General features: G+C 63.3%; 18 protein-coding genes and 1 tRNA gene. 12 read left to right on the top strand and 7 right to left on the bottom strand.

Annotated elements, in window-relative coordinates; genetic code table 11:
- The first annotated feature begins 49 nt into the window (after nt 1-49).
- Nucleotides 50-547 (top strand): ClpXP protease specificity-enhancing factor, encoded by a 498-nt coding sequence (locus ACCD03_RS06885; RefSeq protein WP_045203064.1) that lies wholly within the window; start codon nt 50-52, stop codon nt 545-547.
- A 29-nt stretch (nt 548-576) separates the two neighbouring features.
- Nucleotides 577-652, top strand: a tRNA-Thr gene (locus ACCD03_RS06880).
- 71 nt (nt 653-723) lie between these two features.
- On the opposite strand, the gene ACCD03_RS06875 is transcribed toward ACCD03_RS06880, so the two are convergent.
- Nucleotides 724-1,053 carry a hypothetical protein gene (locus tag ACCD03_RS06875; RefSeq protein WP_325653281.1) on the bottom strand — a complete coding sequence of 110 codons (330 nt, stop codon included), beginning with the start codon at nt 1,051-1,053 and terminating at the stop codon, nt 724-726.
- 468 nt (nt 1,054-1,521) lie between these two features.
- On the opposite strand from ACCD03_RS06875, the gene ACCD03_RS06870 reads away from it, so the two are divergent.
- From ACCD03_RS06870 to ettA, 8 genes are all read left to right on the top strand, one after another.
- A complete protein-coding gene (locus ACCD03_RS06870; RefSeq protein WP_325653279.1) occupies nt 1,522-2,934 on the top strand; it encodes a carbohydrate porin in 1,413 nt (470 codons plus the stop codon).
- A 224-nt stretch (nt 2,935-3,158) separates the two neighbouring features.
- Nucleotides 3,159-3,365, top strand: a complete 207-nt coding sequence (locus tag ACCD03_RS06865) for a hypothetical protein (protein ID WP_413411188.1) — start codon at nt 3,159-3,161, stop codon at nt 3,363-3,365.
- 45 nt (nt 3,366-3,410) lie between these two features.
- The gene (locus tag ACCD03_RS06860; protein ID WP_325653277.1) at nt 3,411-5,054 is read left to right on the top strand and encodes an Nramp family divalent metal transporter; all 1,644 of its coding nucleotides are present in this window, start codon (nt 3,411-3,413) and stop codon (nt 5,052-5,054) included.
- A gap of 631 nt (nt 5,055-5,685) precedes the next feature.
- Complete coding sequence (cyoA, locus tag ACCD03_RS06855; protein WP_325653275.1) at nt 5,686-6,672, top strand: ubiquinol oxidase subunit II; 987 nt, start codon at nt 5,686-5,688, stop codon at nt 6,670-6,672.
- 9 nt (nt 6,673-6,681) lie between these two features.
- A complete protein-coding gene (cyoB, locus tag ACCD03_RS06850; RefSeq protein WP_045203070.1) occupies nt 6,682-8,661 on the top strand; it encodes a cytochrome o ubiquinol oxidase subunit I in 1,980 nt (659 codons plus the stop codon).
- A gap of 3 nt (nt 8,662-8,664) precedes the next feature.
- The gene (gene cyoC, locus ACCD03_RS06845; RefSeq protein ID WP_027680203.1) at nt 8,665-9,306 is read left to right on the top strand and encodes a cytochrome o ubiquinol oxidase subunit III; all 642 of its coding nucleotides are present in this window, start codon (nt 8,665-8,667) and stop codon (nt 9,304-9,306) included.
- Entirely contained in the window at nt 9,307-9,675 is a 369-nt protein-coding gene (locus ACCD03_RS06840; protein WP_024977806.1) for a cytochrome o ubiquinol oxidase subunit IV, read from the top strand.
- Nucleotides 9,676-9,825: 150 nt separating this feature from the next.
- Nucleotides 9,826-11,493, top strand: a complete 1,668-nt coding sequence (ettA, locus tag ACCD03_RS06835) for an energy-dependent translational throttle protein EttA (RefSeq protein ID WP_024977805.1) — start codon at nt 9,826-9,828, stop codon at nt 11,491-11,493.
- Between the two features lie 36 nt (nt 11,494-11,529).
- Here the strand turns inward: ettA and ACCD03_RS06830 are convergent, their stop codons facing one another.
- From ACCD03_RS06830 to ACCD03_RS06810, 5 genes are all read right to left on the bottom strand, one after another.
- Nucleotides 11,530-11,763, bottom strand: a complete 234-nt coding sequence (locus ACCD03_RS06830) for a CDGSH iron-sulfur domain-containing protein (protein ID WP_024977804.1) — start codon at nt 11,761-11,763, stop codon at nt 11,530-11,532.
- A gap of 10 nt (nt 11,764-11,773) precedes the next feature.
- The gene (locus tag ACCD03_RS06825; RefSeq protein WP_045203071.1) at nt 11,774-12,262 is read right to left on the bottom strand and encodes an aminoacyl-tRNA deacylase; all 489 of its coding nucleotides are present in this window, start codon (nt 12,260-12,262) and stop codon (nt 11,774-11,776) included.
- Between the two features lie 169 nt (nt 12,263-12,431).
- On the bottom strand, nt 12,432-12,740 hold the full coding sequence (locus ACCD03_RS06820; RefSeq protein ID WP_045203072.1) for a hypothetical protein: 309 nt from the start codon (nt 12,738-12,740) through the stop codon (nt 12,432-12,434).
- Between the two features lie 189 nt (nt 12,741-12,929).
- Complete coding sequence (gene mdoH, locus ACCD03_RS06815; protein WP_413411187.1) at nt 12,930-15,518, bottom strand: glucans biosynthesis glucosyltransferase MdoH; 2,589 nt, start codon at nt 15,516-15,518, stop codon at nt 12,930-12,932.
- Nucleotides 15,491-17,077 (bottom strand): glucan biosynthesis protein G, encoded by a 1,587-nt coding sequence (locus ACCD03_RS06810; RefSeq protein ID WP_315862611.1) that lies wholly within the window; start codon nt 17,075-17,077, stop codon nt 15,491-15,493. Before ACCD03_RS06810 ends, mdoH begins: the two co-directional genes overlap by 28 nt.
- Before the next feature lie 310 nt (nt 17,078-17,387).
- On the opposite strand from ACCD03_RS06810, the gene ACCD03_RS06805 reads away from it, so the two are divergent.
- Together ACCD03_RS06805 and ACCD03_RS06800 are read left to right on the top strand one after the other, a co-directional pair.
- Nucleotides 17,388-18,128: a hypothetical protein gene (locus ACCD03_RS06805; RefSeq protein WP_253541957.1), complete on the top strand. Its 741-nt coding sequence runs from the start codon at nt 17,388-17,390 to the stop codon at nt 18,126-18,128.
- A gap of 121 nt (nt 18,129-18,249) precedes the next feature.
- On the top strand, nt 18,250-18,420 hold the full coding sequence (locus ACCD03_RS06800; RefSeq protein WP_232041134.1) for a hypothetical protein: 171 nt from the start codon (nt 18,250-18,252) through the stop codon (nt 18,418-18,420).
- 22 nt (nt 18,421-18,442) lie between these two features.
- On the opposite strand, the gene ACCD03_RS06795 is transcribed toward ACCD03_RS06800, so the two are convergent.
- The gene (locus ACCD03_RS06795) at nt 18,443-19,066 is read right to left on the bottom strand and encodes a UbiX family flavin prenyltransferase (protein ID WP_325654170.1); all 624 of its coding nucleotides are present in this window, start codon (nt 19,064-19,066) and stop codon (nt 18,443-18,445) included.
- Nucleotides 19,067-19,073: the final 7 nt, after the last annotated feature.

The raw sequence follows: 19,073 nt of genomic DNA, 5'->3' as shown, positions 1-19,073 counted from the left end.
CCCGGGTTGCACGTGTGCGCGGCCGCGCCCAACGGTCACTGATTTCATCATGTCGGAAACATCCACCAAGCCCTATCTGATCCGTGCCATCTATGAATGGTGCACGGATAACGGCTTCACGCCGTACATCGCTGTCTTCGTCGACAAGAGCACCAACGTGCCGCGCGAGTTCGTCAAGAACGACGAGATCGTACTGAACGTGAGCTTTGACGCGACCAGCCAGCTCGACATGGGCAATGAGTGGATCACGTTCCACGCACGCTTCTCGGGCGTCTCGCGCAAGATCGAGGTGCCAATCGAAAACGTGCTTGCGGTGTATGCGCGCGAGAACGGGCAGGGTATGGCATTCCCGGTAGAGCGCAGCACGCCGACGACACAGGCCGCGACCGAACGCGAGAACAATCCGCCGCCCAAGCTGGCCGCGGTGGACTCTGAGTCGGTGCCTGCGCCGGTCCCTGTCGAAGCGGAAACCGGCCCGGAAGACGAACCGACACCGCCGAATGTGCCGCGCATCGGTGGCAAGCCCGCACTAAAGGTCGTCAAGTAACGCGTGTTAGGTTAGAATCGCGTTTCTTTGCCGGCTTAGCTCATCTGGTAGAGCAGTTGATTTGTAATCATCAGGTGGCGGGTTCGAGTCCTGCAGCCGGCACCAGCATCACGAAAACGGTCTCCCTTGCGGAGGCCGTTTTCTTTTGTCCGGCGGCTCGTTCAACTTCGCGAGCTTCAACCGCGCCGCACCCAGATCACCTTGCCGCCCTGAATGCCCAGATTGCGGCGTTCTTCCCGGTAATCCATGGTGCCGGGCAGGGCTCTGCCATCCCGCTCGCTGATGCGCCAGATGCAGCCGTTGAGCAGGGCGGCAGCGTCCTGTTCGGATTTGCCGATCAGGGCGTTGTCAGGACCTGCGGCCGCCTGGCAAGTGGCCGTGGCTGGTGTGTGTTCGGTCATCTTGGATTCGGCCCCGTTCCTGGTCTGTTCTGAGACTGCCGTCGAGCAGCCGGCCATGCCCGCTATTGCAGCAATCGTAGTGAGCAGCGTTGCTAAGCGCGTCATACAACCTCCGTCTGATATCGCTGTGGCGAGCGCCCCCACGTGATGCGCTCGATCGTGATTGCAGTGTATCGATGCCGACTTGCGAGACGCCTCTTATCGGGTTGTTGCCGTCGCGCAATGGGCTTCGTAACAGCTCCAAGAAAACGCTTGCCGCCGTCAACGAGACTTTGTTACTCTGCGCCCCGTCATAGCTACGGAGTGCATCTCCATGGACAGTTGTTCTAGTCGATCCTCGATCGCACATTGAACGGCTAGACAGTCTCGGCGCACCGTCTTCGCGCCTCACCACTGCCTAGCCGTATTGCACGGCGGGTGGTGGCGCTTGCGTAGGTTCTCTGCGCAAGTCCCTTCCTGAATTCGATTGTTGTATCCGGCACAGCCCCATGGCTGCGTGCGTTTGCGCGCGCCACGACGTGGCGTAGCCGGCGTTCGCCTACGCCTGTCAGAGAAACGGGCGGGGGAGGTCTCATGCTGTTTCTCTCGATGCTGGAGTACGTTTGGGTGGCGGTGCGTCCGCTGGTTTGGGTTCGCTTGCTGATGGGCGCAGCGGCCATTGTGTCGGTGATGTCGATGGCGCATGCGGCGGATGTACCCACTTCAGCGGGTGACGTTTCGCGCATTGCCAGCGGCGAACTGGACGACCGTTTCGGTTTCCATGGCCAAACCACCTACGTGTGGCAACGCAAACCTGCATTCGACGCTGCGGTCAGCGGCGGCAACAGCCTCGGCGCCGCCCGCGCCAAGAGCTATTCCTTCACGGCCACACTCGACTTGGGCATGCGCTTGTGGAAGGGCGCCGAGTTCCACTTCAACCCCGAGGTCGCGCAGGGCGTGGCGTTCTCGGAGCTGCATGGCCTCGGTGGCTTGCCCAACGGCGAGCTGGCCAAGACGGCCGGGACGAATCCAACGCTGTACCGCGCCCGCGCTTTCCTGCGCCAGACGTGGGGCCTGGGAGACAACACGGAAAAGGTCGACGCCGATTTCAACCAGTTCGCCAACGTCGTCGACAAGCGCCGCGTGGTGCTGACTGCCGGCAACTTCGCCGTGCCCGATGTGTTCGATGCGGTGTCGTATGCGCAAGACCCGCGCACGCAGTTCTTGAACTGGTCGTTCATGGCGCATCCGTCGTTCGACTATCCCGCCGATGCGCGTGGCTACAACTGGGGCGTGGCGCTTGAGTACATCGACAGTGAGAACGGTTGGGCCGTGCGCGCTGGCCGCTTCCTGCAGCCGGAACAATCGAACGGGTTGTCGCTCGACACGCGATTCCTCAAGCACTACGGCGACATCCTCGAGCTGGAGAAGCGCTACACGCTGTTCGGCCAGGAAGGCACGGCGCGGTTGCTCGGTTGGCGCAACGAGGCGCATATGAGCCGATTTGACGATGCGATGGCGCTTGGCGCCGCCACGGGTGCGGCGCCCGACGTTGGGCTGGTGCGCAAGGCACACGCAAAGCTGGGCGTTGGCATTTCGTTCGAACAGAAAGCCAGCGACAACCTCGGCCTGTTCGCACGCCTGAATTGGTCGGACGACAAGACCGAGACATACGCCTTTACCGAAGTTGGCCGGAGCGTGTCGTTTGGTGGATTGCTCAAGGGTGCTGCTTGGCGCCGTCCGAACGATGTGCTGGGCGTGGCCGTCGCGGTGAATATGCTGGGGCCCGATCACCGCGCCTATCTGGCCGCGGGCGGCAGCGGCGCGTTCCTTGGCGATGGCGGCTTGAACTATGGCCACGAGCGCGTGGTCGAGCTTTTCTACAGCCTGCAGGTAACCAAGGCGCTGGCGATCAGCCCGGATTTCCAGCTCATTCAGAACCCAGGCTACAACCGCGATCGCGGTCCGGCCAAGTTCGTGGGCGTACGCGTCCACGCCGAGTTCTAACCGTAGGAGGACCCATATGGACAGTCCGAGTCGACCTTACCGAACGTCTTTTCTCTGCTAGGCGAGTCCGCCGCACGGTTGTTCCCTGCTGCTGACTTGCCGCCCTGGCAAGGCAGCGGTGTCTGCATCGCTCCTTGATCGTTTCGACTATGCCGCCGCGTGTGTTCAACGCGCGCGGCCATTGCTGCGTGCCGGGCGTCTGTGCACGCGGCGAGGAGAGTGTCATGCGCAAATTCAATATTCCCACTCGTCGTTTCTCGGCGATCGCACTGCCGTTCAGTTCGCCGTTTGTGCAGGCCCGGGCCGGTGCGCCCGAGCGTGCCGACGCCGCGTCGACCACGTCCAACCGGCGCGCCGGTGACGGCGGCCAAACGCTTTCCAACCACGGCTACGCGGCCGCGGCCATCCGGCTCTCGCGCACCTATTGGTAGTTCAACGGCGGGTAATCCGACAACACAACGCAAACGGAGGTCGATATGACCCAATTCGCTTCGGGCATCGACGCGCCACCACGTCACGCCGCGCTCGACGATGCCCACGTGGGTGATATTCGCGGCGCGCTCGGCACCATCGCGCACCACGATACGGGCGCACGCAATAGTTGGCGCGCGCGCTTGCGAACATTGCTCGCCATCCTCGGGCCCGGCCTGATCGTGATGGTCGGCGACAACGACGCCGGCGCCTTCGGCACGTACACACAGGCGGGGCAGAACTACGGCACCACGCTGCTGTGGACGCTATTACTGCTCATTCCGGTGCTGTACGTGAACCAGGAGATGGTGCTGCGCTTGGGCGCCGTCACGCGCGTTGGCCATGCTCGGTTGATCTTTGCGCGCTTCGGCAAGTTCTGGGGCAGCTTCTCCGTCATCGATCTGTTCCTCGTGAACGCGCTGACGCTCGTGACGGAGTTCATTGGCATCAGCCTGGCACTTGAGTACCTCGGCATCCCGCGGCATTGGGGCGTGTGCGCGGCGGCGGCGTTGGTGATGCTGGCCGCGTCCACCGGAGATTTCCGCCGCTTCGAGCGCTTTGCGCTGGTGCTGGTGGCGGGCAGCCTCACGCTCATCCCGGTGTTCGTGATGGTGCATCCGCCGATGGCGCAGGTGGCGCGCGATTTCTTCGTGCCGGCGCTGCCGGCGGGGGCACCGCTGGCCGAGGTGATGTTGCTGATCATCGCCATCGTGGGGACGACGGTGGCGCCGTGGCAGTTGTTCTTCCAGCAGAGCTACGTGATCGACAAGCGTATCACCGCGCGTTTCATTCGCTATGAACGCGCCGATTTGTGGCTCGGCATTGTCCTCGTGATTGCTGGCGCGGTGGCAATGATCGCCTTCAGCGCGCAAGCCTTTCATGGCACGCCGGAGTTCGGCAACTACACCGATGCGCTCGGCACGGCGCACGGCCTGGAGCGCCACTCGGGCCGCTGGGCCGGCGTGCTGTTTGCGATTGCGCTGCTGGATGCCAGCATCATCGGCGCGTGCGCGGTGTCGTTGTCGACCGCGTATGCGATTGGCGATGTGTTTGCCGTCCGGCACTCCCTGCATCGCAAGCCGACGGAGGCCAAGGGTTTCTATGCCGTGTACTTCGGGCTGACGTTGCTGGCCGCAGGGCTGGTGCTGACGCCGGGCGTGCCGCTCGGTCTGCTGACCAATGCCGTGCAATCGCTGGCAGGGGTGCTGTTGCCAAGCGCCACGGTGTTCCTGCTGCTGCTGTGCAACGACAAGGCTGTGTTGGGCCCGTGGACGAACGGTCGCGCGATGAACATCTTCACCGGCGGTGTGGTGGCTGTGCTGGTGATGTTGTCGGTCATCCTCACTGCCGCTGTGCTGTTCCCGGGCATTGGCGAATTCGAGATTGGCGCCATCCTGATCGGCGGCACGCTGATCGCGGTGGTGATGTCGCTCGTGCTGTGGCGTATCGGGCGACGTACCCATCGGCTGCACCATCCGCGGCGCGTGAGTGTGCTGGATCGTGATCACTGGAGCATGCCATCCCTCGAGCAGCTCACGCCTGCGCGCTGGACGCCACTCAAACGCACATGGATGTTTGTGCTGCGCGGTTACCTCGTTGTGGCGGCAGGGCTGGTGCTGGTGCGGATTGTTGGGCTCCTTAGTCAGTGACGCCGTCCGGTGAAGGACGAGGGAGCCACCTGGGTGGCTCCCCAAGATGAGAATTGTTCTTATTATCTGCAGCCTATTTGGGCGCACATCTGGGGATAACGTCGGGTGCGCGCCACTGTGGCTGATTGTCGCAGTGCAACAACAGGCACTTTCGATTTGCTTACCCGCAAAGCCACGTAAACCCTAGCCGTACGGCGAGGGCATCACTTGTCAATCGACGCCGTTTTCTATTTGCCTGAGCACATAGCGCAATCCGGAGCGCCATCTGGCGGTAAGATCGCGCCCGCATTCCACTCCCAACCGCGCTCCCCCAACGGGCGCATGACGTAGTGCCTGCTCCGACCTTTTACGCCCCCGATCTGTCGTCCGCCGCTTTGTGCGACGCGGCGGCGCTCGACTTCGCCCATGCCCGGCATGAGCGAAGCCCGCCTCGCCAACTGAGGGCGTTGGGTTCAGCTTCTCCCTGACCGGCGCCTGATGTGATCGAAGATCCGCTGCTGCACCCAGGCCTATTCGGGGTGACGGTAGTTCGGTCTTTTCTCATTTCCCGCGTTTTTCCGCCTGTGGCCGCTGTCTGGGCTGCTGGGCTCCCGTGATGTCCGGAAGCATCGCCGGCGCAATTGTGCAAGACATGAAGAACACACTCGTTCCACATATGAAGCGGCTCCTCGCCGCAAGCCTCCCGCTCTTGCTGGCGGGTTGCAACCTGACGGTCCTGGACCCGAAGGGGATGATTGCGGCTGAAGAAAAGACGCTGATCCTGGTGGCGACCGGCCTGATGCTGCTAGTGGTCATCCCCGTGATCGTGCTGACGCTGGTGTTTGCGTGGAAGTACCGCTCCACCAACACCAAGGCCCGCTACGAGCCGGACTGGTCGCACTCCAACGCCATCGAGGCTGTGGTGTGGCTGATCCCCTGCCTGATCATCATCGTGCTGGGCGTGATCACCTACAAGTCCACGCACGCGCTCGATCCGTACAAGCCGATCGAATCGGATGTGAAGCCCATCACGGTCGAAGCTGTTTCGCTCGACTGGAAGTGGCTGTTCATCTATCCGGAACTGAAGATCGCGACGGTCAATCAGCTGGCGTTCCCGGCCAACACCCCGATCAACTTCAAGATCACGTCCGACACGGTGATGAACGCGTTCTTCATCCCGCAGCTCGGCAGCCAGGTGTACGCCATGGCGGGCATGCAGACCAAGCTGCACCTGATCGCCAACGAGACCGGTGTGTTTGACGGTATGTCGTCGAACTACAGCGGCTCGGGCTTCACGGGCATGAAGTTCAAGGCCACGGCCATGACGAACGAAGAGTTCGATGCCTGGGTCAAGCAGGTTCGTGAGTCGTCGCAGAACCTGACCAAGGAAGGCTACGCCGAGCTGTCCAAGCCGAGCGAGAAGGTGCCGCCAGCGGTGTATGCATCGGTCGACCCGACCCTGTATCACAGCATCCTGCACAAATACATGGACAAGATGGGCGAGGGCGAGAAGGTCCTGACGCTCGACGAGGCGCTCGAAGGCGCCAACTGCACGACGGCCACGGCTGAGGCGGCAACGCGTCCGCTGCCGGTGCAGTCCGCCCTGCCAGCGCCCAAGAGCGCGGCCAAGAATTCCTAGGAGTTGACGATGTTTGGCAAGTTGAGTCTGGAGGCCATTCCGCTGCACGAGCCCATCGTGGTCGTGACGGTGTCGGCCATTCTGTTGGGTGGCGCAGGCGTGTTCGGCCTGATCACCTATCTCAAGAAGTGGACCTACCTCTGGAATGAGTGGATCACCTCGGTCGATCATAAAAAGATCGGCGTGATGTACTGCATTCTGGCCATCGTGATGCTGCTGCGCGGCTTTGCCGACGCCATCATGATGCGCTCGCAACTGGCGGTCGCCTCGGGCGGTGGTGCCGGCTATCTGCCGCCTGAGCACTACGACCAGATCTTCACCGCGCACGGCGTGATCATGATTTTCTTCATGGCCATGCCGCTGATGACGGGTTTGATCAACCTGATCGTGCCGCTGCAGATTGGCGCGCGTGACGTGGCGTTCCCGTTCCTGAACACGCTGTCGTTCTGGCTGGCCGCCGCAGGTGTCGTGCTGATCAACGTGTCGCTGGGCGTGGGTGAATTCGCTCGCACCGGCTGGCTGGCATACCCGCCGCTGTCGGAGCTGGCGTACAGCCCGGGCGTGGGGGTCGATTACTACATCTGGGCGTTGCAGATATCGGGCCTGGGGACATTACTGACCGGCGTGAACTTCGTCGCGACCATCTTCAAGATGCGCGCGCCGGGCATGACGTTGATGCGCATGCCGATCTTCACCTGGACCGCCCTGTGCGCCAACATCCTGATCGTGGCCGCCTTCCCGGTGCTGACCGTGGCGCTGGCACTGCTGGGTGCCGACCGCTACCTGGACATGCACTTCTTCACGAACGGCGGCGGCGGTAACGCCATGCTGTACGTGAACCTGATCTGGATCTGGGGCCACCCCGAGGTGTACATCCTGATCCTGCCGGCCTTCGGCATGTTCTCGGAAATCGTCTCGACGTTCTCGCGCAAGAAGCTCTTCGGCTACACGTCGATGGTGTGGGCGACCGCCGGCATCACCGTGCTGTCGTTCCTGGTGTGGCTGCACCACTTCTTCACCATGGGCTCGGGTGCGAACGTCAACGCGTTCTTCGGTATCGCGACGATGATCATCTCGATCCCGACGGGCGTGAAGATCTTCAACTGGCTGTTCACGATGTACCGCGGCCGCGTCGAGCTGAACTCGATGATGCTGTGGACGATCGGCTTCATGATCACCTTCGTGATCGGCGGCATGACCGGCGTGCTGCTGGCTGTGCCGGGCGCCGACTTCCTGCTGCACAACAGCCTGTTCCTGATCGCTCACTTCCACAACACCATCATCGGTGGCGTGGTGTTCGGTTACCTGGCGGGTATCACGTACTGGTTCCCGAAGGCCTTCGGCTTCAAGCTGGACGAGAAGTGGGGCAAGCGCGCTTTCTGGTGCTGGTTCGTGGGTTTCTACACCGCGTTCATGCCGCTGTACGTGCTTGGCTTCATGGGCATGACGCGTCGTCTGAACCATACCGACAACCCGGCATGGCAACCGTGGCTGATCGTTGCCGTGATCGGCGCCGCGATCATCGCCTGCGGTATTGCTTCGCAGCTCATCCAGATCTTCGTGAGCATCCGCAACCGTCATGCGCTGGCTGATCTGACGGGCGACCCCTGGGGCGGCCGTACGCTGGAGTGGGCGACGTCGTCGCCGCCGGCGCACTACAACTTCGCACGCGTGCCGGTCATCCGTGACATCGACGCCTTTGCAGACATGAAGGCGCGCGGTGAAGTGCTGACGCAGGTTGCACCGAGCTACGAAAAGATCCACATGCCGAAGAACACCGGCGCCGGCTTCTTCATCGGCATGTTCTCGATCGTGATGGGCTTCGCGCTGATCTGGCACATCTGGTGGATGGCCGTGCTGGGCCTGGTCGGCATGATCGGCAGCTTCATCCTCCGCAGCAACAACGACGACATCGATTACTACGTGCCCGCTCACGAGGTTCACGAGACCGAGTCGGCCTACTTCCAACGTATCGGTTCGCAGGCTTAAACCATGGCTTCCAATGTTCTAGACGGTCACGCCGCGCACGGTCACGCGCACGGCCACGACCACGCGCATGACCATGCGCACCACCACGATGCCGCAGACACCAAGGTCTTCGGCTTCTGGGTGTACCTGATGAGCGACTTGATCATCTTCGCGTCGCTGTTTGCCACGTTCTGCGTCCTGCGCGGTGCGACGGCAGGCGGCCCGACGGGCAAGGAACTCTTCGATCTGTCGTATGTAGCAATCGAAACCGGCATCCTGCTGGTGTCGTCCATCACCTACGGCATGGTGATGATCAGCCTGCAGAACGGCCGCAAGGATCAAGTGATGCTGTGGCTGGGCATCACGCTGCTGCTGGGCGCCGCGTTCGTCGGCATGGAAATCAACGAGTTCCATCACCTGATTGCAGAAGGCGCGGGCCCGAGCCGCAGCGCGTTCCTGTCGTCGTTCTTCCTGCTGGTCGGCACGCACGGCCTGCACGTGGCGAGCGGCATGCTGTGGATCATCGTCCTGATGTGGCAGATCAGCCGCAAAGGGCTGACCCCGACGCAATCGACCCGCCTGTCGTGCCTGAGCCTGTTCTGGCACTTCTTGGACGTGGTGTGGATCGGCGTGTTTACCGTCGTGTATCTGCTGGGAGCGATGTAAATGGAACAGACCAACGTTTCGACGGGCATTGCCCACGATGATGCCCACGGCCATGCAGCTGGCGGCGCCGGCCATGCCACCGTCAAGGGCTACCTGATCGGCTTTGTGCTGGCTGTGATCCTGACGGCCATCCCGTTCAAGATGGTGATGGACGGCGGCTACTCGCACCAGACGGTGCTGGTGACGGTGATGGCCCTGGCGGTCGTGCAGATCGTCGTGCACCTGATCTATTTCCTGCACCTGGATGGCTCGTCCGCCCAGCGCTGGAACGTGATGGCCTTCCTGTTCACGCTGCTGATCCTGGCAATCGTCATTGTCGGCTCGCTGTGGGTCATGCATAACATGAACGCCAACATGATGACGATGTAACGAGGCTTGGCCTCTGTTGCATCGGAAGGGCGCCCCTGGTGGGCGCCTTTTTCTTTTGCTCGGGCGGCCTTGAGCCTTGGGTTTGCCATGCCCCGGCTTTGTTAAACTCGCCGGGTTCCCCATTTCTGCGTTTCCCCCCGCAATTCCGCCATGTCACAGTACGTTTTCACCATGAACCGCGTGGGCAAGATCGTTCCGCCCAAGCGCCAGATCCTCAAGGACATCTCGCTGTCGTTTTTTCCGGGCGCCAAGATCGGTGTGCTGGGTCTGAACGGCTCGGGCAAGTCGACCGTGCTCAAGATCATGGCCGGCCTCGACAAGGACATCGAAGGCGAAGCCACGCCGATGCCCAACCTGAACATCGGTTACTTGCCGCAGGAGCCGCAGCTCGATCCCGCCAAGACCGTGCGTGAAGAGGTCGAGAGCGGCCTGGGCGAAGTGATGGATGCGCAAAAGCAACTCGAAGCGATCTACGCCGCGTACGCCGAGGAAGGCGCCGACTTCGACAAGCTGGCCGAAGAGCAGGCGCGCCTGGAAGCCATCATCGCCGCTGGTGCCGGTGACAACGTGGAACTGCAGCTGGAAATTGCCGCCGATGCACTGCGCCTGCCGCCGTGGGACGCCAAGATCGAGCACCTCTCGGGTGGCGAAAAGCGTCGTGTCGCGCTGTGCAAGCTGCTGCTCTCGCGCCCCGACATGCTGCTGCTCGACGAGCCGACCAACCACCTGGATGCCGAATCGGTGGACTGGCTTGAACAGTTCCTCACGCGCTTCCCGGGCACCGTGGTGGCCGTGACGCACGATCGCTACTTCCTCGATAACGCCGCCGAGTGGATTCTCGAACTCGACCGAGGCCACGGCATCCCCTGGAAGGGCAATTACAGCTCGTGGCTCGACCAGAAAGAGACGCGCCTGAAGCAGGAAGAGTCGAGCGAATCGGCCCGCCAGAAGGCGCTGAAGAAAGAACTGGAATGGGTGCGCCAGAACCCGAAGGGCCGTCAGGCCAAGTCGAAGGCGCGTCTGGCTCGCTTTGACGAGTTGAACAGCCAGGAATACCAGAAGCGCAACGAAACGCAGGAAATCTTCATTCCGGCGGGCGAGCGTCTGGGCAATGAAGTGATCGAATTCACCAACGTCAGCAAGAGCTATGGCGATCGCCTGCTGATCGACAACCTGAGCTTCACGATTCCGCCGGGCGCGATCGTCGGCATCATTGGCCCGAACGGCGCCGGTAAGTCGACGCTGTTCCGCATGATCACGGGCAAGGAACAGCCGGATTCGGGCACCATCAAGATCGGTCCGACGGTCAAGCTGGCTTACGTTGACCAGAGCCGCGATGCGCTGTCCGCAGACAAGACTGTCTTCGAAGAGATTTCGAACGGGTCCGACATCCTTACGGTGGGCCGATATGAGACGCCATCGCGCGCCTACATCGGCCGCTTCAACTTCAAGGGCGGCGATCAGCAGAAGCACGTCGGCACGCTGTCGGGCGGCGAGCGTGGGCGCCTGCATCTGGCCAAGACGCTTATCTCGGGCGGCAACGTGCTGCTGCTGGATGAACCGTCCAACGACCTCGACGTGGAAACGCTGCGTGCCCTGGAAGACGCGTTGCTCGAATTCGCGGGCTGCGTGATGGTGATTTCGCACGATCGCTGGTTCCTCGACCGCATCGCCACGCACATCATTGCCTTCGAAGGCGATTCGCACGTCGAATTCTTCCCGGGCAACTACCAGGAATACGAAGCCGACAAGAAGAAGCGTCTGGGCGAAGAGGGCGCGAAGCCCAAGCGTATCCGCTACAAGCCTGTCACGCGCTAAGCGAAAATACGCGGGTCTTTCGGCCCGCGTTCTTGCTTACGGCGACCGGTCCGCCTCAACCGGCGCAGGCGCGTCGAGGTTGCTGTCAAACTCGACGCGCTTATGCGAGCCGTCACAGAACGGCTTGTTCAGTGAGTGCCCGCAGCGGCACAGCCATGCCTGCCCTTCCTCCACCGGTAATTCGCGTCCGCCCTGGGTGACGATCCGGAAGCTTCCCTTGATGTGATACGGGCCGTTGTTGCGGACCGTGATGACAACGTCGTCGGCCATGGCCGCCTCCTCAGAAGAGGATGCCCTGCATGCGATACGCGAAGTGAGCGGGCTTGGCGTCGCGCATCAAGGCCATGAACTGATCCATGTCCATATGCACGACGTTTTCGTGGTCGCCAGCTTCAAAGTAGACGTCGCCGTGGGTCATCAGGCTGCTGTCGATGTAGGTCGGCATGCCGTAGGCCGTGCCCACAGGCGGAACGGCCCCTGCATCGCAGTCCCGGAAGACTTCGCGCAACTCGGATTCATCGGCCAGCGTCAGGTCCATGCGCCCCGATTCCTTTTGCAGCTCGGACAGATGCAGGTGATACGTGGATGGCAACACGGCCGCGACATAGCCAAGCTTGTCTTCGAGCAGCAGCGTCTTGGCCAGACGGTCGCCCGGGACATGCGCAGATTGCGCGGTTTCAGTGCTCGTATGGGTATGCGGATGACGAATCACCTCGTACAGGCAGCCCTTGCTGCGCAGGCAGCCGTCGAGGGTGCTGGAGATCGACATGGCGTCCTCCCGTGTGCTGTGCGACCGACGGCGGGATTGCTGTGGCCGCTACGTCAGCATAGGTCGGTTTGCAGAATGCGCAGGCATTCGAGCGTACAAAAGCAACGGGCCGCTCGTGTGAGCGGCCCGCGTGGCGATGTAGTTATCTGTTCGCGCTAGGCGTCAGGCGTTAGCGGTCCCAGCCGCGGTGCCAGCCGTGATCATGACGCCATTCGCGTTCGCGCCACTCGTGACGGCGCCATTCACGCTCACGCCAGTCGTCGCGGTCGCGATAGTAGCCGCCATAGACGACCGGGGCAGGGGCATAGACCGGGGCCGGGCGATACACCACGGGCGGCGGTGCATAGACAGGGGCCGGGGCCACGTACACCGGTGCAGGCACGCCGATCGACACGCCAACATCCACATGCGCCAGCGCCGCCGTCGAGGCGCACAGCGCGGCGCCACCCAGAACGAATGCGAGCAGTGTGCGTTTCATGATGCTTCTCCTTACGGTTGCGAGGCCGGGGCGGAGGTGCCGTCGACTTCGTGTATCAAGTTCGTGATGCCATTCTATGAACCGCCAGGCTCTTCAGGTGATACGCAAATCCTACGGATGTAACGGGAAGTAAAACGCCCCACCGGCAAGACACTGGTGGGGCGCGGTATTTCACGTGGGGCGGCTCGTTCAGCCCTGTGCAGGCTCCCAGGCCGCTCGCTGTTCAGGTGACGACCACACCGCCAGGTGCAGCGCCGACAGCGCGAACGGATCCGACAGCAATACCAGCTTCTGCTTGCCTGTGAGCCTGTCGGGGCCGACTTCCAGTGCGTGACGCACATGTGCTTCACGCACGGCAATCAGGCGTCGGTCGTGCGGAAAACGGGCTGTGCCGATCGCGCACATCAGCGCGTTGGTGACGGGGTCGACCACGGCTTGGCGGAAGTCCGGCATTGGCGGCGCATTGCGCAGGTGCTTGCGCGTGGCGCGAAGTTCGCGCGGCGGGCGCACTTCCTCGGGGATCATGAACAGGCGCAGGCGCCGCATGCGGCGGCCCAGGCTCACGCGGCTGGAGAGCACCGACAGCGGAATCGACACGATCAGCGCGCCCACGACTGGCGAAAGCCACCAGAGGAAGCTCGGGTTCAGCCAATACACGATCGCAGCCCAGACGATGCCGATCACGGTGTGCAGGCCGTGGCGGCGGACGGCGTCGCCCCAATGTGTTTGCGCGTCTTCACGTGGCGGCGATTTCCAGTGCACCTTCCAGCCGAGGAACGCGGCCGTCACGAAGCGCGTGTGGAACAGCATGCGCACCGGCGCAGCCAGCACCGAGAACGCTGCCTCAATCGCCATCGACAACGCCAGGTGGATCGCCCCGCCAAAGCGCTTCGGCCCCTGGGCCCACAGAACGAGCACGCTCAAAATCTTCGGCAGGAACAGCACGGTGGCGGTAGCGGAAAACAGCGCGGCGGCTTTTTCGGGATGCCACTCCGGCCAGATTGGGAAGAGCTGGCGCGGCTGCGTGAAGTACTCCGGCGCGATCAGCGTGTGCTTGGCCAGCAGGGCCGTCGACAGGATCAGGAACAGGAACCACAGCGGCGCCGACAGATAAGCCATCACCCCGGTGATGAACACGGCGCGGTGCACACGATGGAAGCCAGGCGCGCCGAACAGGCGGAAGTTCATCAGGTTGCCGTGGCACCAGCGGCGGTCGCGGCCCAGCTCGTCGAGCAGGTTGGGCGGCATTTCTTCGTAGCTGCCGTCTAGGTCGTAGGCGATCCACACGGCCCAGCCCGCGCGGCGCATCAGCGCGGCCTCGACGAAGTCGTGCGACATGATCTCACCTGCAAGCGAGCCCTTGCCCGGAATCGGTGCCAGCGCGCAGTGCTTGATGAATGGGTCCAGCCGGATGATGGCGTTGTGGCCCCAGTAGTGCGATTCGCCGAGTTGCCAGTAGTGCAGGCCGGCCGTGAACAGCGGCCCGTACACGCGCGTGGCGAACTGCTGGATACGTGCGTACAGCGTGTCGCGGCCGGCGGCGCGCGGCGCGGTCTGGATGATGCCCGCGCTTGGCGCACCTTCCATCAACTGCACGAGGCGCGTCAGGCAATCGCCGCTCATTACGCTGTCGGCGTCGAGCACGATCATGTAGCGATATTTGCCGCCCCAGCGCCGGCAGAAATCGTCGATGTTGCCGCTCTTGCGCTTCACGCGGTGGCGACGCCAACGATAGAAGATGCGACCGAAACCATCGAGTGCGCGGCAGATATGCAGCCACGCGTCGGCTTCTGCGGTGCGGATGTCCGGGTCGCCGGAGTCTGAAAGCACGAAGAAGTCGAAGTGTTCCAGATGCCCCGTGCGCTGCAACGATTCGTACGTTGCGCGCAGCCCCGCGAACACGCGCTGCACATCTTCATTGCAGATCGGCATGACGATGGCCGTGCGCGCATCGTCGGGAATCGTGGCGTCGGGCGTGGCGCGGCGCGAGATGACGAAGCGGTCGCCGTGGAAGGCCAGCAGCAGGAAGCCGGTGATGGCCGTCCAGAAGCCTGCCGACACCCAGCAGAACAGCACAGCAAACAGCACGATGATGATGGCTTCGAGCCAGTCGGCACCGTGGTACGGCAGCACCGTGCTCATCGCCCAGGTGGCAGCGATGGTCTGCGCGATCATCAGCGCCAGCAGCGTCAGACGGCGGCGCGAGCCGACGAAGCGCCAGATGCCCTTCGGGTCCGGCGAGTCGGGCGCTTCATACGGCACTGGCTTCTTGCCGCCGTGCATCCAACGGTCGATGGCCTTGCGGGTGCGCCAGATCGGCCCGAGCACCCAGGGCCACGGCACCATCGAGCGACGCGCAGGCGTGGGCCCGGTATCCAGGTGGATGCGGCCTTCGCTGTCGTGTTCAAGCGGCGGTGCGGGCTCGGCAGAGGGCTCCGTCGACGCGGCATCGGCGCGCGTGGCGCCATAGGCGGCATCCAGACGCGAGCCTACAGAAGCGTAGGCCGGCGCATCGGCGTCGAGCGAGGTCGTCTGCGCCGGGTCGAGCTTGGCCAGTGCGCGATGCAGCTTGGCGAGCACTGCCGCATCATCGTCGCCGGCTGTGATGCCCGCGGTGCGCAGCAGCGCAGCGCGCGCCTCGGCCGCCAGCGGCAGCGCCTCTAGGTAATGGTCGGCCACAGACTGCGCTGTGGCAGGGGTGGTGGAGGGGGCGGTGCCAGCGGCACCGTCAGTCTGGGCTGTCGTCACGTTCAGCCCGGAGGTAACAGGTAGCTCCACGTCTCAGAAAGTCCGGTGCCGCCGCTGCGCAGGTAGCCACGCATTTCGACGGGTTTATCGTCGTCGACCCGCTTGAGGCGCACGGTCACGCGCCAGCCGCCGGTCGCGGTGTTGGGTTGGCCGAAGATCGATTCGATCTTGCCGTTGGCATCTGCCGAGAAAACGGGCTCAACCGGTGCATTGGGCGGAAGCTTCGCCAGCGCGGGGCCTTCAAAGTCGACCACGAAGGCGATCGTATCGTCGGGCTTGCGCTCGTCGGGGCGCTTGGTCGTCCAGCCGTGCGAGCGGCGCGTCTGCGTAACCCACGCCAGCGCCGGTTTCTTGTCGGCGTCTTTCTGCCACAGCAGGCGGTATTCGAGATTGAACGGCTGATGGGGCTTGGGCGGGTTCTCTGGCACCCAGTAGGCGACCACGTTGTCGTTCGTCTCGTCTGGCGTCGGAATCTGTACCAGCTCCACACGGCCCGCGCCCCATTTGCCGACGGGCTCGACCCACGCGCTCGGGCGCAGCTCATAGCGGTCGCCGATTTCCTGGTAGCTGGAGAACGCGCGGTCACGCTGCATCAGGCCGAAACCGCCCGGATTGGTCGTCCCGAACGAGCTGACCAGCAGGCGCTTGGGGTTCGTCAGCGGACGCCAGATCCATTCGCCTGTTCCGGAAAGCACCGACAGGCCGTCGGAGTCATGCACTTCGGGGCGGAAATCCAGCGCAGGCGCCGGTTGGTTCTCGCCAAAGAAGAACATGCTGGTGAGCGGGGCGATGGCCAGCTTGCTCACGTTCTCGCGCATGTACAGCTGCGCCTTGACGTCGACCGCCGTGTCGCTGCCCGGCTTGATGACAAAGCGGTAGGCGCCCGTGGCGCGGCGCGAGTTGAGCAGCGCGTAGATCGTCAGCTCTTTCGCGTTGGCGGCAGGCCGTTCGATCCAGAAATCAGTGAAGCGGGGGAATTCCTCGCCTGAATTGAGCGCGGTGTCGATGGCCAAGCCGCGCGCGGATAGACCGTAGACCTGCCCCTTGCCGATGCCTCGGAAGTACGACGCGCCCAGGAACACGATGACCTCGTCCTTGTACTTGGGCGTGTTCATCGGGTAGTGCACGCGGAAGCCGGCAAAGCCGAGCTTCTGCAACTGCTTCGGGTCGAGCTTGACCGGGCCGTAGTCGAACAGGCGCGGATCGAAGCGGATTTCGCGCACGCCGGCGGGCGACACCTCGTTGATCTTCACGGGCTGGTCGTAGTACGAACCCTCGTGGAAGAAACCGAGTTCGAACGGCAGCTTGTCGCGGCGCCAGTAAGCCTGGTCGGACTTGAAGCGGATTTCGCGGTACTGGTCGTAGCGCAGCTCGCGAAGTTCGCGGGGCAGGGTTTCGGCGGGCGCCTGGTACGGCTTGGAGGCCAGTTGCTTGGCGCGTGCGGCCACATCGTTGAAGCCGAAGGCCAGCGCAGCATGCGCCGAAGCCAGTGCCAGCAGGCCCACGGCCAACCGCGCATAGCCGGCTACCGAACGGTTGCGTGCCGCGCGAGCGGCCCCCGGCGTGCGGGAGGAAACAGCGGAGGGAATGTTCAAAATGAGATCGCGTCTATGCGGCGGGCCGAGGAACGTGACGCTTCGGTCCTGCCGGTCATTCGTCTGTGCCGCCGAGATTTTACCCGCCGTACCTTTGCGAGATCAAAACCGGCAACATTTTGATAATGTTTCTGGCCGTATCGGACCGCCATCGGCGTCAAATGGCGTGTAATCAGGCGGTCTGTGGCGGGTCAACCGTTCGGTTGAGGGGAACGCACACCGCCGGCTAGCGGTCAGAACCGCTTTCCTGTGTGCCGGGATTTCCGCATGGCACACTCTCGGCTTTTTCCTCCATGGAGTTCGCATGACCTGCTGGACGCGACGCGCCACGGCAACTGCCGCGCTTGCCTTTTCGACCTCGTTGCTCGCGCCTGTGGCGTTTGCCGCACCCGCAGCCAAGGCGGCTCCAAAGGCTGCAGCGCCTGCCAAGGCAGTGCGCGATCCCGGCGACGTGGCGGTGCTGCTCGATGCCTTCCCGCTCGGCAAGCCCCTGCGCAAACTGCCCTCGTGCGAAGACGTACGCGCGAATGGCGGCAAGGACGTCGCCGAATATTGCTCCGACGCGCTTGAATCGCATGGCCGCACGCGCTCGCTGGGCGTGCCGCAGGCATCGCGCCCCGAGTTGATGGACGGGCCGCAGGCCGTGCTCCTGATTGACCAGGACGGCAACATCGCCGGCATGTTCGTGCCGACACGCGGCGTCGATACCGAACAGCGCGTCTTCCAGGCCCTGTCCGATCGTTACGGCAAGCCCGCGCAGGAAGGCAAGGCGCCGCTCAAGCTCAAGTCTGGTAAGACGGTCGATTCGCTGCGCGCACGCTGGGCAGGCCATCAGACCATCATCACGATGTACGCGATTCCCGAAGAGCCGCAGAACGGCACGGTGGAATTCCTTTGGGCACCGCGCGCCGGGGCAGTAATGGATCAGATGCGTGCCGAAGTCGATCCGAATGCCCCCAAGCCGGCTGCTGCGTCCGGTGTGGCGGCCTCGGCACCCGCCGCGACGGCTAAGCCCTCTGCAGGCAAACCGGCGCCTAAGCAGTGAACTTACGGACACACGTTCGTAGTTTTCGGTTACACCGCTTACACCCGCATGACGCCGGCGTCGCTCGCGTCGGCTTATAACGTCCACGTGGCTCCACTAGCGGGGCCGAAGGACGCTAATCATGAAAATCGTGGCTCTGGCCTTGTTGGCCGCGACGCTTGGGGGTTGCGCGGTGTATCCGGCACCGGTAGCCGTGGCGCCTGTGCCTGTCTATGCTGCACCGGCTTATCCGGCCTATTACGGCGGCTATTGGGGTGGACCTTCGGTGTACTTCAATTACCACCACCGCTGATCACCCGTTGGCTGATCTGCGTCTAGTCCGTTGAACGCAAGCCCGGCCAGCCCGGCGCTAATGTCTGCGGCAAGCCAAGCAGATCCATCACGCGCCCGACCGTGTGGTCGACCAGGTCGTCGATCGTCTTGGGGCGCTGGTAGAAGCCCGGCACGGGCGGGAACACGATTCCGCCCATCTCTGTGACGGCCGTCATGTTGCGCAGATGCGCTAGATTCAACGGCGTTTCGCGCACCATCAGGATGAGGCGGCGACGCTCTTTGAGCGTGACGTCGGCCGCGCGGGCAATGAGATTGTCCGACAGGCCGTGCGCGACGGCCGCCAGCGTCTTCATCGAGCAGGGCGCCACCACCATCGCTTCCGCCGCAAACGAGCCGCTGGCAATGGTCGCGCCGATATCGCGCACGTTATGCACGACGTGCGCCAGCGCTTCCACTTCTTCGCGTGCCATGTGTAGCTCGTGCTGCACGTTCATCAGCCCTGCGGGCGACATCAGCAGGTGCGATTCCACCCCCGCTGATTCACGCAGGCCCTGCAGAACCTGCAGCAGCCGCACGCCGTAGATTGCCCCCGACGCCCCCGTGATGGCCACGATGATGCGGCGCACAGGTGGCGTCTGGGCCGCTGCGTTGAGGGTTGAGGTCACGCTGAAA

This window comes from Ralstonia sp. Ralssp135 (assembly GCF_047304345.1).
In the GTDB taxonomy this organism is placed as follows: domain Bacteria; phylum Pseudomonadota; class Gammaproteobacteria; order Burkholderiales; family Burkholderiaceae; genus Ralstonia; species Ralstonia chuxiongensis.
This window is presented reverse-complemented; position numbering and strand designations above follow the sequence as displayed.

What these genes read in the sequence shown, in the direction of transcription:
- ACCD03_RS06885 (WP_045203064.1), top strand. Translation starts at nt 50, where the DNA reads ATGTCGGAAACATCCACCAAGCCCTATCTGATCCGTGCCATCTATGAA.
- ACCD03_RS06875 (WP_325653281.1), bottom strand. Translation starts at nt 1,053, where the DNA reads ATGACGCGCTTAGCAACGCTGCTCACTACGATTGCTGCAATAGCGGGC.
- ACCD03_RS06870 (WP_325653279.1), top strand. Translation starts at nt 1,522, where the DNA reads ATGCTGTTTCTCTCGATGCTGGAGTACGTTTGGGTGGCGGTGCGTCCG.
- ACCD03_RS06865 (WP_413411188.1), top strand. Translation starts at nt 3,159, where the DNA reads ATGCGCAAATTCAATATTCCCACTCGTCGTTTCTCGGCGATCGCACTG.
- ACCD03_RS06860 (WP_325653277.1), top strand. Translation starts at nt 3,411, where the DNA reads ATGACCCAATTCGCTTCGGGCATCGACGCGCCACCACGTCACGCCGCG.
- cyoA (WP_325653275.1), top strand. Translation starts at nt 5,686, where the DNA reads ATGAAGAACACACTCGTTCCACATATGAAGCGGCTCCTCGCCGCAAGC.
- cyoB (WP_045203070.1), top strand. Translation starts at nt 6,682, where the DNA reads ATGTTTGGCAAGTTGAGTCTGGAGGCCATTCCGCTGCACGAGCCCATC.
- cyoC (WP_027680203.1), top strand. Translation starts at nt 8,665, where the DNA reads ATGGCTTCCAATGTTCTAGACGGTCACGCCGCGCACGGTCACGCGCAC.
- ACCD03_RS06840 (WP_024977806.1), top strand. Translation starts at nt 9,307, where the DNA reads ATGGAACAGACCAACGTTTCGACGGGCATTGCCCACGATGATGCCCAC.
- ettA (WP_024977805.1), top strand. Translation starts at nt 9,826, where the DNA reads ATGTCACAGTACGTTTTCACCATGAACCGCGTGGGCAAGATCGTTCCG.
- ACCD03_RS06830 (WP_024977804.1), bottom strand. Translation starts at nt 11,763, where the DNA reads ATGGCCGACGACGTTGTCATCACGGTCCGCAACAACGGCCCGTATCAC.
- ACCD03_RS06825 (WP_045203071.1), bottom strand. Translation starts at nt 12,262, where the DNA reads ATGTCGATCTCCAGCACCCTCGACGGCTGCCTGCGCAGCAAGGGCTGC.
- ACCD03_RS06820 (WP_045203072.1), bottom strand. Translation starts at nt 12,740, where the DNA reads ATGAAACGCACACTGCTCGCATTCGTTCTGGGTGGCGCCGCGCTGTGC.
- ACCD03_RS06805 (WP_253541957.1), top strand. Translation starts at nt 17,388, where the DNA reads ATGACCTGCTGGACGCGACGCGCCACGGCAACTGCCGCGCTTGCCTTT.
- ACCD03_RS06800 (WP_232041134.1), top strand. Translation starts at nt 18,250, where the DNA reads ATGAAAATCGTGGCTCTGGCCTTGTTGGCCGCGACGCTTGGGGGTTGC.